The 468-nt window shown below is 47.4% G+C and carries 1 pseudogene; it reads left to right on the top strand.

The features are described 5' to 3' along the window. Window positions 1-67: 67 nt before the first annotated feature. Window positions 68-468 (top strand): annotated as a pseudogene (locus tag A3763_RS08280) (selenide, water dikinase); the annotation flags it as partial.

Here is a 468-nt window from a genome sequence, read left to right as displayed (position 1 = left end):
GAGGGAGCGATAACGAATGATTACCATTGATTACCGCCTCTCTTAAAGAGCTGGATTAGGAATAAACGTGAAAAAAAATGAGACAAATACTGATACACCCATTAGCCAAGACTTGGTGTTAATCGGTGGTGGCCATGCCCACGCTATTGCTCTGAGCATGTTGGCCAAGCGTCACCTACCTGGTGTGCGCATTACCCTGATTTCCAATTCAGTACTCACACCTTACTCAGGTATGCTGCCTGGCTTGATTGCCGGGAACTACGAGCATGAAGACGTGCATATCGACCTGGGCGCAGCGTGTCGAAGTTTTGGGGTGCGCTTTATTGAAGATAGCGTGACAGGCCTCGATCTTGAAGCGAAAACCATCTTCTGTCAGCAGCATCCGCCGTTTTCGTACGACGTATTGTCGATAGATATAGGCTCTTCTCCAGACTTAAAAAACATACCAGGCACTAAAGAGTTTAGCGT

The sequence above is a fragment of the Oleiphilus sp. HI0128 genome, assembly GCF_001635365.1.
Note: the sequence above shows the minus strand (reverse complement) of the source record. Positions and strands in the feature narration are given on the sequence as shown.